The sequence below is a fragment of the Streptomyces sp. NPDC050704 genome (assembly GCF_040654355.1).
GTDB lineage: Bacteria > Actinomycetota > Actinomycetes > Streptomycetales > Streptomycetaceae > Streptomyces.
The window spans coordinates 20,983-32,074 of record NZ_JBFAHW010000118.1 but is presented as its reverse complement, the minus strand read 5'-3'; the positions used below and the strand labels follow the sequence as shown (position 1 = coordinate 32,074).

Annotated in this window: 8 protein-coding genes; 2 read left to right on the top strand and 6 right to left on the bottom strand. The window is 72.0% G+C overall.

Going from position 1 to position 11,092, the window contains the following annotated elements; all coding sequences use genetic code 11:
- From recA to AB0I18_RS42345, 3 genes are all read right to left on the bottom strand, one after another.
- Window positions 1–662, bottom strand: a 662-nt coding sequence (recA, locus tag AB0I18_RS42355; RefSeq protein WP_363111098.1) for a recombinase RecA, incomplete at its 3' end; no start/stop codon positions are given.
- A gap of 489 nt (window positions 663–1,151) precedes the next feature.
- Window positions 1,152–2,411 (bottom strand): AI-2E family transporter, encoded by a 1,260-nt coding sequence (locus AB0I18_RS42350; protein WP_363111097.1) that lies wholly within the window; start codon window positions 2,409–2,411, stop codon window positions 1,152–1,154.
- Between the two features lie 60 nt (window positions 2,412–2,471).
- Window positions 2,472–2,666 (bottom strand): DUF3046 domain-containing protein, encoded by a 195-nt coding sequence (locus AB0I18_RS42345; protein WP_363111096.1) that lies wholly within the window; start codon window positions 2,664–2,666, stop codon window positions 2,472–2,474.
- A gap of 80 nt (window positions 2,667–2,746) precedes the next feature.
- Between AB0I18_RS42345 and AB0I18_RS42340 the strand changes: the two genes are divergently transcribed.
- Window positions 2,747–3,691: a hypothetical protein gene (locus AB0I18_RS42340; protein ID WP_363111095.1), complete on the top strand. Its 945-nt coding sequence runs from the start codon at window positions 2,747–2,749 to the stop codon at window positions 3,689–3,691.
- A gap of 120 nt (window positions 3,692–3,811) precedes the next feature.
- Here AB0I18_RS42340 and AB0I18_RS42335 read toward each other — a convergent pair whose 3' ends face one another.
- Genes AB0I18_RS42335 through AB0I18_RS42325 form a run of 3 tightly spaced genes read right to left on the bottom strand, consistent with a single transcriptional unit; the run spans window position 3,812 to window position 5,762 of the window.
- Complete coding sequence (locus AB0I18_RS42335) at window positions 3,812–4,120, bottom strand: AzlD domain-containing protein (RefSeq protein ID WP_363111094.1); 309 nt, start codon at window positions 4,118–4,120, stop codon at window positions 3,812–3,814.
- A complete protein-coding gene (locus AB0I18_RS42330) occupies window positions 4,117–4,878 on the bottom strand; it encodes an AzlC family ABC transporter permease (protein WP_363111093.1) in 762 nt (253 codons plus the stop codon). The genes AB0I18_RS42335 and AB0I18_RS42330 overlap by 4 nt, the downstream gene beginning before the upstream one ends.
- Window positions 4,848–5,762: an AraC family transcriptional regulator gene (locus AB0I18_RS42325; RefSeq protein ID WP_363111092.1), complete on the bottom strand. Its 915-nt coding sequence runs from the start codon at window positions 5,760–5,762 to the stop codon at window positions 4,848–4,850. The genes AB0I18_RS42330 and AB0I18_RS42325 overlap by 31 nt, the downstream gene beginning before the upstream one ends.
- A gap of 232 nt (window positions 5,763–5,994) precedes the next feature.
- On the opposite strand from AB0I18_RS42325, the gene AB0I18_RS42320 reads away from it, so the two are divergent.
- Complete coding sequence (locus AB0I18_RS42320) at window positions 5,995–10,998, top strand: ATP-dependent helicase (protein WP_363111100.1); 5,004 nt, start codon at window positions 5,995–5,997, stop codon at window positions 10,996–10,998.
- Window positions 10,999–11,092: the final 94 nt, after the last annotated feature.

The window sequence follows — 11,092 nt, the reverse complement described above, 5'->3', positions numbered from 1 at the left end:
ACCGAGGCGTAGAACTTGAGCGCCCGGCCACCGGTCGTGGTCTCCGGGGAGCCGAACATCACACCGATCTTCTCGCGCAGCTGGTTGATGAAGATCGCGGTGGTCTGGGACTGGTGCAGCGCACCGGTGATCTTGCGGAGTGCCTGGCTCATCAGCCGGGCCTGCAGACCCACGTGCGAGTCACCCATCTCGCCCTCGATCTCCGCGCGCGGCACCAGGGCGGCGACGGAGTCGATGACGATGAGGTCCAGGGCACCGGAGCGGACCAGCATGTCCACGATTTCCAGGGCCTGCTCACCGTTGTCCGGCTGGGACAGGATGAGGTTGTCGATGTCGACGCCGAGCTTCTTCGCGTACTCCGGGTCGAGAGCGTGCTCCGCGTCCACGAAGGCCACCTGGCCGCCGGCCTTCTGCGCGTTCGCCACCGCGTGCAGGGTCAGGGTCGTCTTGCCGGAGGACTCCGGGCCGTACACCTCCACCACTCGGCCGCGCGGAATGCCGCCGACACCGAGGGCGACGTCGAGTGCGGTCGACCCGGTGGGGATGACCTCGATGGGCTCGTTCGGCCGCTCGCCGAGGCGCATCACCGCGCCCTTTCCGAATTGCCGTTCAATCTGTGCGAGCGCGGCGTCCAGCGCCTTCTCGCGGTCGGTTCCTGCCATGGGTTCCACCCGATTTGCTTGAGTCGATCGCTTCACGTCAAAGACGCTAACGCCTGCCACTGACAATGCGCCCCGACGCCCGTCCAGCCTGTGGATAACTCGGGCACTTCCCCATGAAATCCCCGTCGACATCCCGTCGCGAGCTTCGCCGGAGACTCCATGAGAATGGATGTTCGATTTTAGTGTCAAGCGCACCACGCGGCTTCGCCGGGAGCGTTTCACCGACCTCCGAGCGCGTGCCGAGCGCGTGCCATCAGACCTTGACGGACACGGGTTGGCGCCGCCGAAGGTCAAGCGCGCAGGCCGGACAGGCTCGGTGATCCACGGGCCACTTTGCGCTCAGTGTGATGCGCCGGTGATCTCGCACAGAGCCGGCAGTCACCGGTCAAGGCTCAGCGACACAGGGCAGCGTTTCGCGGACTGAGACGCCCGGCTGTTCCAGGGGCACGGGGACGACGGGGACGGGGCGCGGGGCGGTGTGCCGGGGCGCTACACGGAGTCCCGCGGCCCTTCGTCCGCGACCGGCAGCGTCTGTCTCGGCCCCCGCAGTACGCGCCGCATGCGCGCCAGGAGGGTGCTCGTGCCCCGCTCTCGGTGACCGTGCACCCGAGGGTCGTCCGTGACGTCGTACCGCTTCACGTACGCCCCCAGGAAGGCCTGCAGTGTGGCCACGGCCGGGATGGCGATCAGGGCGCCGACGGCGCCGAGCAGGGCGGTGCCCGCGATGACCGACCCGAAGGCGACCGCCGGATGGATGTCCACGGTCTTGGAGGTCAGCTTGGGCTGCAGCACATAGTTCTCGAACTGCTGGTAGACCACGACGAAGACCAGCACCCACAGCGCGTACCAGGGGTCGACGGTGAAGGCGATCAGCATCGGCAGAGCGCCGGCGAGATACGTGCCGATGGTGGGGATGAACTGCGAGACCAGGCCCACCCAGACGGCGAGCACGGGCGCGTAGTTCACGCCCAGGGACTCCAGCAGGATGTAGTGCGCCACGCCCGAGATCAGCGCCATCAGGCCGCGCGAGTAGATGTAGCCGCCCGTCTTGTTGACGGCGATCTCCCACGCGCGCAGGACCTCGGCCTGCTTGGCGGGCGGCAGCACGGAGCACAGGGCGCGGCGCAACCGCGGGCCGTCGGCGGCGAAGTAGAACGCGAAGAGTGTGATCGTCAGGAGTTGGAAGAGCCCGCCCAGCACCTGGGTGGACACGTCCAGGACGCCGGTCGCGCTGTTCTGCGCGTACTTCCGGAGCCAGTCGGAGCGCAGCAGGCCCTCCTGGACGTCGACGCGGCTGAGCTCCGTGTGGAAGGTCGTGTTGATCCAACTGATCACCGAGTCGACGTACTTCGGGAAGTCCTCGACCATGTCGATGATCTGTCCCGCGAGCATCGAGCTGAGCAGCGTGACGAAGCCCGCGCTCGCGATCATCACGACAAGGAACACAAGAGCGGTGGCCAACCCCCTGCGCATGCCGTACGAGGCCATCCAGCTCACCGCGGGTTCGATGGCGAGCGCCATGAAGAACGCGATCAGGATGTTGATCAGCAGCCCGGTCAGCTCGTGGAAGGCCCAGCTGCCCAGCTGGAAACAGGCGAGGAGAGCGAGGGCCAGCACCATGGCGCGCGGCAGCCAGCGCGGCATGCGGGTACCGCCCTCGGCGGCTCCCACGGCCGGCGGCCGGGGGGGTGTCGTGCCGAGCGGGGATACGTGCTGTCCGACCTGCGCGGTCTCATCTGCTGCTGCCACGGGCCAAGTCTCGCGCACGCGACCGACAATCGACCCCCGCCTTGGGATCTTCGTGCCCCGTCAGCGGTTTTCGTGCGGAACGTTCACCGCGGTACACACCGCGCGCCACACGTCCTTCGCTTCCCAGCCCGCGTCCAGCGCCTGCTGCACCGTGCGTCCGCCGAGCTCCGACATCACGTGGTCGCGCGCGAAGGTGTCGGCGTATCCCGCGCCGAAGTGCTCCGTCATCCGCTCCCAGAAGACCGTCAACCGCATGACTCCAGTATCCCGCCCCTGAGGGTGGGCCCGAGCCGGGACCCCTTGCCGAGAACGCTTTCCGTCCTACGGTCTGACTCATGGCCGAAACAGGAGCATCCCCACTCCCCCCGACGCCCCCGGCGCACACCCCTCTCGCCCGCGCCGAGCACTTCGTCTGGCTCACCGCGCGCGTGCTGGAACAGCGCCGTTTCGCGTATCACTTCCTGGGCGGAGGTGCCGACGCGGTCGAGACCGCGCTGTCCGCCTACCGCAACGAGGACGACGGATACGGCCACGCGCTCGAACCCGATCTGCGCGGCCCGGTCAGTCAGCCCCTGCACACCGGGCACGCACTGCGCGTCCTGGACTCGATCGGACGCTGCGGCGGGCAGCGGGTGGAGCGCATGTGCCGCTATCTGACCTCCGTGTCGACGCAGGACGGCGCGCTGCCGGCGATCCATCCGAGCCAGCGCGGCTATCCGGTGGCGCCCTTCGTCCCGATCGTGGACGATCCGCCCAGCGAACTGCTCGCCACCGGCCCTGTGGTGGGCCTGTTGCACCGCAACGAGGTGTGGCACGCCTGGCTGTTCAGGGCCACCGACTTCTGCTGGCAGGCGGTGGAGTCGCTGGAGAAGTCCCATCCGTACGAGATCGAGGCGGCCGTGGCCTTCCTGGACTCGGCGCCCGACCGCCCGCGCGCGGAGGCGGCCGCCGACCGGCTCGGCCGCCTGGTGCGGGAGCAGCGTCTCGTGGTGCTGGATCCGGCACGCCTTGAGGCGTTCCCCGTGTCGCCGGGTTACGCGCCGGGAGAGCGGCACTTCCCGTACGACTACGCGAAGGCTCCGGGCTCACTCGCGCGCGCGTGGTTCACCGACGAGGAGATGACGCGCTCCCTGGAGTTCCTGGCGAGCGGGCAGCAGGAGGACGGCGGCTGGCCGATCCGCTGGCGTCAGTGGGCGCCGGGCACAGCCCTGGAGGCACGTCCGATCGTGACGATCGAGGCGCTGCGCACCCTCCGGGCGTACGGGCTGCCCATCGGCTGACGGCCCCTGACCGGGGACTCGCGGCCGGAGATCAGGCACGCGCACGCGTGCAGCTCGGGGCGCCTGCAGTGCAGGCGCCCGGCCGCGTCCGGCCGCACGCGCCCGCGTGCCAGCGTGCCGTCAGCCCGTCATCGCGCGCACCCCCGCCGTCACCAGAACGGCCGCGGCGACGACGAGCAGGAACGGAGCACGCAGAAGCAGCGCCACGGCGGCCGCGGCAAGCCCCGCGACCTTCGCGTCCAGCACCAGGACACGGGCGTCGGCGAAGGTCTGCTGGGCCGTGAGGGCGGCCAGCAGGGCGACGGGCAACAGAGCGGCCAGCCGCTGGACGAGCGGCCGCTCCAGGACGCCTGCGGGGATCAGCAGCCCGATGAGCTTGACGGCGTAGCAGCCGACGGCTGTCACGCCGATCGCGATCCAGATGTTCAACGGTCCTCCCCCGGTGCGTCGTCAGCGGACTTCACAGCTGTCGTACGTCCCCTGCGGCGGCCCTCAGCCCAGAGCACGGCCGGGGCGGCGAGCGCGGCCACCAGGACGGGCACTCCGGCGGGCAGCACGGGCAGGAGACCGAGCCCGAGGACGACCGCGAGCCCCGCGACGACCCGCTCCGTGACGGTCTTGACCATCGGCGCGAGCAGGGCCAGGAAGACTGCGGGGCCGGCTGCGTCCAGCCCCCACGCGTCGGTGTCACCGATGGCTTCGGCACCCATCGCGCCGAGCAGAGTGGTGAAGTTCCACAGCACATAGAGCGAGAGTCCGGTGACGGTGAAGCCGATCCGCACACTGCGCCGCGTCGGCTGGGCGAGCGCCACGGCCGTGGTCTCGTCGATGACCCACTGTGCGGCGAACGGCCGCACCGCGCGCGGGAGGGCCAACAACTGCGACAGGCGCAACCCGTAGAACGCGTTGCGCACTCCCAGGAAGAACGCGCCCGCGGCCGCCGTGAACGGGTTGCCCCCGCCCGCGAGCGCCCCCACAAGGGCGAACTGCGAGGCTCCGGTGAACACCAGGAGGCTGAGGGCGCAGGTCTGCAACAGCGTGAGTCCGCTGCCCGCCGAGGTCACCCCGAAGGCGAACCCGGACAGTCCGACGGCCACCCCGACTCCGAGGGCGTCCCGTACGACGGCGACGTCGGGTCTTCCGCCGTCTTCACTGCCTATGTCTGCGAGAGCTGTCTGTTCTGCCACGCCTGGGACGGTAGAAGAAGCCGCTGCCCTGGGTCTTGTACGTTCTTGCGCTCGCGTTGGTACGCCCCGGGCGGCACACCGACGATCCGGGTGAAGTGGCGGTTGAGGTGCGGCTGGTCGGTGAATCCGACGACGAGCGCCACCTCGGCGGGTGTGGTGCCGGTGTCCAGGAGACGGCGCGCCCGGCGCACTCGGGCGTCGGTCAGCCAGGCATGGGGAGGCATGCCGTAGGTGTCCCGGAAGGCACGCAGCAGCGCGAAGGGGCTGGTTCCCAGGTCTGCGGCGAGCCGGTCCAGGGTGGGCGGCCGGTCCATCCGCTCCTCGAGAACGGCACGCGCGCGTGCCGCGACCCCGGCTCCCGCCGTGCGCGGGGCCCGCTGGGACAGTGGCCCGCCGTTCAGTCGCAGCAACCGGGTCACGACGACACGCAACAACGTGTCGGCGGCCAGCGCGTTCCCCTCGTCCGCGGCACGCAGCACCTGGTGCACCAGGCCGACTGCGTAAGGGTCGTCAAGGACCGGGCTGATGAATCCCGGCGTTCCGCGCAGGGAGGTGGTCTCGGCGGCGATCTCCGCCACCAGGTCCGGCGACGGGTAGACCGCCCCGTACCGCCATCCCTCCGGCCCGCCCGCACGACCCGTGTGCGGGGTGTCGGGATTGACCAGGGCCAGCGAACCGGGTCCCGCGTACTGATCACCGCTGCCGTGGTGGAAAACCTCGACGCCGTCGGCGATCGCCGCGATGACGAAGTTCTCATGCGTATGCCGGACGAAGGTCTTGCGGACGTACCGCGCCCGCAGCAGATCCACGCCGGGCAGTTCCGCGTACTGCCAGTGCCGCGCCCGCTCCCTCCCCGAACCCGCCATGCCCTCATTGTCCGCCATCACCGCAGGGACCTTCTCTGCCGGCACGGCAGCACCGGACCGGACCGAACAACGGCACACCCCACCGGCCGCGGCGCCGCAGCCCGGCACGACAACGGCACGGCACGGCACGGCACGGCACGGCACGGCACGGCACGGCAACGGCAACGGCAACGGCAACGGCGAGCGAGCCCCACCGACCACGTTCCCGCAGGTCAGCCGCGTTGTCAGTGGCGGGGTGCAGGATGGAGGCATGGTCAGCTCCGCACACCGAGCCCTGGACGGCTTCTCCCCCGCGACCCGCAGCTGGTTCACGGGGGCCTTTCCCGCGCCCACCGCGGCCCAGGCGGGCGCGTGGCGAGCCATCGGCGAGGGCTCGGACGTGCTGGTGGTCGCCCCGACGGGCTCCGGCAAGACCCTGGCCGCATTCCTCGCCGCGCTCGACCAACTGGCCTCGGCCCCGCCGCCGGCCGACCCCAAGAAGCGCTGCCGGGTTCTGTACGTATCCCCGCTGAAAGCCCTCGCGGTCGACGTGGAGCGAAATCTGCGCAGCCCGCTGACCGGCATCCGGCAGGAGGCCGTGCGTCTGGGAATGCCCGAGCCCGAGGTGAAGGTCGGCATCCGCTCGGGTGACACCCCACCCGCAGAGCGCCGAGCGCTGGCCACCCGCCCGCCGGACATCCTGATCACCACCCCGGAGTCCCTGTTCCTGATGCTCACGTCGGCCACGCGCGAGGCGCTGACCGGCATCGAGACGGTGATCCTGGACGAGGTGCACGCGGTCGCCGGCACCAAGCGCGGCGCCCACCTCGCCCTGACCCTGGAGCGGCTCGACGAGCTGCTGCCGCGGCCCGCGCGACGCATCGGTCTGTCGGCGACGGTGCGTCCGGTGGACGAGGTCGCGCGCTATCTCTCGCCGCGCCGCAAGGTGGAGATCGTCCAGCCGCCCTCCGGCAAGGAGTTCGACCTCTCGGTGGTCGTCCCGGTCGAAGACCTGGCCGAGCTGGGCGGCTCCCCGGTCGCCGACTCCGACGACGGCGCCGAGCGCCCGTCGATCTGGCCGCATGTCGAGGAGCGGATCGCCGACCTCGTCCAGGCCCACCGCTCGACGATCGTGTTCGCCAACTCCCGCCGCCTCGCCGAGCGGCTCTGCAACCGGCTGAACGAGATCGCGTACGAGAGGGCGACGGGCGAGCCACTGCCGGAGACCCACGCCCCGGCCGAGCTGATGGGCGGCTCGGGCGCGGCCCAGGGCGCCCCGCAGGTTATCGCCCGGGCCCACCACGGCTCGGTCTCCAAGGAGCAGCGCGCCCTCGTCGAGGAGGACCTGAAAGCGGGCCGCCTGCCCGCGGTGGTCGCCACGTCCAGCCTCGAACTCGGCATCGACATGGGCGCGGTGGACCTCGTCGTGCAGGTCGAGTCCCCGCCTTCGGTGGCCTCCGGGCTCCAGCGCGTGGGCCGCGCGGGCCACCAGGTCGGGGCGGTCTCCACCGGCGTGGTCTTCCCCAAGTACCGGGGCGACCTGGTGCAGGCGGCCGTGGTCACGGAGCGGATGCGCACCGGCTCCATCGAATCCCTCCGGGTCCCCGCCAACCCCCTGGACGTGCTGGCCCAGCAGATCGTCGCCATGACCGCGCTCGACACCTGGCAGGTCGACGACCTCCTCGCGACGGTTCGCCGCGCCGCGCCCTTCGCGTCACTCCCGGAGTCGGCGTTCACGGCGGTGCTCGACATGCTCGCGGGCCGCTACCCGTCCGACGCCTTCGCGGAGCTGCGCCCGCGCGTGGTGTGGGACCGCATCGCCGGTACGGTCACGGGGCGCCCGGGTGCGCAGCGTCTCGCCGTCACCTCCGGGGGCACGATCCCGGACCGCGGCCTCTTCGGGGTGTTCCTCGCGGGCTCCGACCCCAAGAAGGGTGGCGGCCGGGTAGGCGAGCTCGACGAGGAGATGGTCTACGAGTCCCGTGTCGGGGACGTCTTCACGCTCGGCACCGGCTCCTGGCGCATCGAGGACATCACGCGCGACCGGGTCGTGGTCACCCCCGCGCCCGGCGTGCCGGGCAGGCTGCCGTTCTGGAAGGGCGACCAGCTCGGGCGCCCGCTCGAACTGGGCCGTGCGGTGGGCGCGTTCCTGCGCGAGGTCGGCTCGCTGCCCAAGGAGGACGCCCGGCTGCGGCTCCTCGCCGCCGGCCTCGACGCCTGGGCGGCCGACAACGTGCTGTCGTACCTGGCCGAACAGCGCGAGGCGTGCGGCCACATCCCGGACGACCGCACCATCGTCGTCGAGCGGTTCCGCGACGAGCTGGGCGACTGGCGGGTCGTCGTGCACTCCCCCTTCGGCGCCCAGGTCCATGCCCCGTGGGCGCTCGCGCTCGGCGCCCGGCTCTCCGAGCGGTACGGCATGGACGCGCAGGTCATGCACGCCGACGACGGCCTCGTACTGCGCCTCCCCGATGCCGACCTGATGGGCCTGGACCTGCTCGACCAGGAGCCCATGAAGCTGGGCACGGAGTACGACTCCGAGCAGGCTCCCGTGGGCGCGGCGGACGTCGCGTTCGACAAGGGCGAGGTCAACCAGATCGTCACGGACCAGGTCGGCGGTTCCGCCCTCTTCGCGTCCCGCTTCCGCGAATGCGCGGCCCGTGCCCTGCTCCTGCCGCGCCGCAGCCCCGGAAAGCGCACACCGCTGTGGCAGCAGCGCCAGCGCGCCGCCCAGCTCCTCGAAGTGGCCAGCGAGTTCGGATCCTTCCCGATCGTCCTGGAAGCGGTCCGCGAATGCCTTCAGGACGTCTTCGACGTACCCGGCCTCACGGAGCTGATGGGCGACATCGAGTCCCGCAAGGTGCGGCTCGTCGAGGTCACGACACCGGAGCCGTCGCCGTTCGCGCGGTCGCTGCTGTTCGGGTACGTCGCCCAGTTCCTCTACGAGGGCGACTCCCCGCTGGCCGAGCGCCGCGCGGCCGCCCTGTCCCTCGACTCGCGGCTGCTCGCCGAACTCCTCGGTCAGGCCGAGCTGCGCGAGCTCCTGGACGCCGACGTTCTGACCGAGCTGGAGCGTGAACTCCAGTGGCTCACCGAGGATCGCCGGGCGAAGGACCCCGAAAGCGTCGCGGACCTGCTGCGGATGCTCGGCCCGCTCACCGATTCCGAGCTGGCCGAGCGCGGAGCCGAGCCGGAGTGGGCCGGCGAGCTGGCGGCTGCCCGCCGCGCCATCCGGGTGCGGATCGCCGGAGCCGACCACTGGGCGGCGATCGAGGACGCGGGCCGACTCCGCGACGCGCTCGGCACGGCCCTGCCCGTCGGCGTCCCGGAGGCTTTCACCGAGCCGGTCAAGGACCCGCTGGGCGACCTCCTCGCGCGGTACGCGCGCACCCACGGACCGTTCACCTCGACCACGGCGGCGGCCCGCTTCGGCCTGGGTACGGCGGTCACCGACGGAGCCCTGCAGCGGCTCGCCGCCAACAGCCGCATCGTGCAGGGGGAGTTCCACCCCGCGGGAATCGGCCAGGAGTGGTGCGACGCGGCGGTGCTGCGCCGGCTGCGGCGCCGTTCGCTCGCCGCGCTGCGCCATGAGCTGGAGCCGGTGCCGCCCGCCGCACTCGCGCAGTTCCTGCCGCAGTGGCAGCACCTGGGCAGCGGGCACGGCCTGCGGGGCATCGACGGACTCGTACGCGCCATCGAGCAGTTGCAGGGCGCTTCGGTACCCGCGTCCGCACTCGAAAAGCTCGTCCTGCCGTCCCGCGTCTCGCACTACGCCCCCGCGATGCTCGACGAGCTGACCGCCGCCGGAGAGGTCGTCTGGGCCGGGGCCGGCGCGCTGCCCGGCAAGGACGGCTGGGTCTCCCTGTACCTGGCGGACTCGGCTCCCCTGCTCCTGCCGTCCCCACACCCCCTGGAGCTGACCGCACTCCACCAGTCGGTGCTGGACGCCCTCTCGGGGGGCTACGGCCTCTTCTTCCGCCAGATCACCGACCAGGTCCGCGCCACCACGCACCCGGATGCCACCGATCCCCAACTGGCCGACGCCGTCTGGGACCTGACCTGGTCGGGCCGGCTCACGAACGACACGCTCAGCCCGATGCGCTCGCTCCTCGGCTCGGGCCGCACCGCGGGCTCCACCGCCCATCGCGCGAAGCGCACTGTGCCCCGCGGACGGTACGGAAGTCTGACGGCCGCCGCGCGCCCCGCCTCCCGGACCGGCCCGCCCACCGTCGCGGGCCGCTGGTCGCTACTCGCCGACCGCGAGCCCGACGCCACGGTGCGCGCCCACGCCCTGGCCCGCACCCTGCTCGACCGGCATGGTGTGGTCACCCGGGGCGCGGTCGCCGCGGAGGGCGTGGAGGGCGGCTTCTCGGCGGTCTACCGCATCCTGTCGGCCTTCGAGGACAGCGGCCAGGCCCGCCGCGGTTACGTGGTGGAAGGGCTCGGCGCCGCGCAGTTCGCGATGGACGGCGCGGTGGACCGCCTGCGCGCGGCAGCCAACGCCCGCGAGCGGGGCGAGACCCTGCCCGAGCCGGGATTCCCGGGCGCTCTCCCGTTCGGCGGCCACCCGAGCGCGCACACGCCGGGCTCCCCCCACGGTCCCGAGCCGGGAGGCCAAGACCTCTGGGACCCCTCCGCCTCCGGCGAGGGCATCCCGGACTCCCTCGCCGACGACGCGAGCTTCCCGGACGATCTCGGGACAGCCGACTCCCCGTACTCCCGGCACTCCCGGCGCGATGGTTCCGGACAACCCCTCTCAGACTCCCCGATGCCAGGCTCCGAGCAGGAGCGGGACCACCCGCCTCTCTTCGCCGAAACGTCCCGCACGACTCCGTACGCCTTCCCAGGAGGCCCGGCCGCCCGCCCGCGCGCGAGCAGCACCAACCGCGCCATCGTCCTGGCCGCCGCCGACCCCGCGAACGCGTACGGCGCCGCCCTCCCCTGGCCCGAGCCCCCGACCGGCGCGGGTCACAAGCCCGGCCGCAAAGCGGGCTCGCTGGTCGTCCTGGTGGACGGCGAGCTGACCCTCTACATGGAGCGCGGCGGCAAGACCCTGCTCGCCTGGCCCTCCGCCGCCCCGGACGACTCCCCCCTGTACGACCCGCGCCTGCGCACAGCCGCCGAGGCACTCGCGGCGGCCGCCCGAGCGGGTTCCCTCGGCACGGTCACGGTGGAGCGCGTCAACGGCGCTGCCGCGCTGACGTCCCCCTTCGGCACCCTCCTGGAAGGAGCCGGCTTCCACGCGACCCCACGGGGGCTCCGCCTGCGCGCGTGAGCCCTGCCCCGACCCGGCCCCGAGCGGTGTCGCACCGCCCCGACCACCCAAGACACCGACAGACACCTCCGCCCACCTCATGCCACCCTGGACC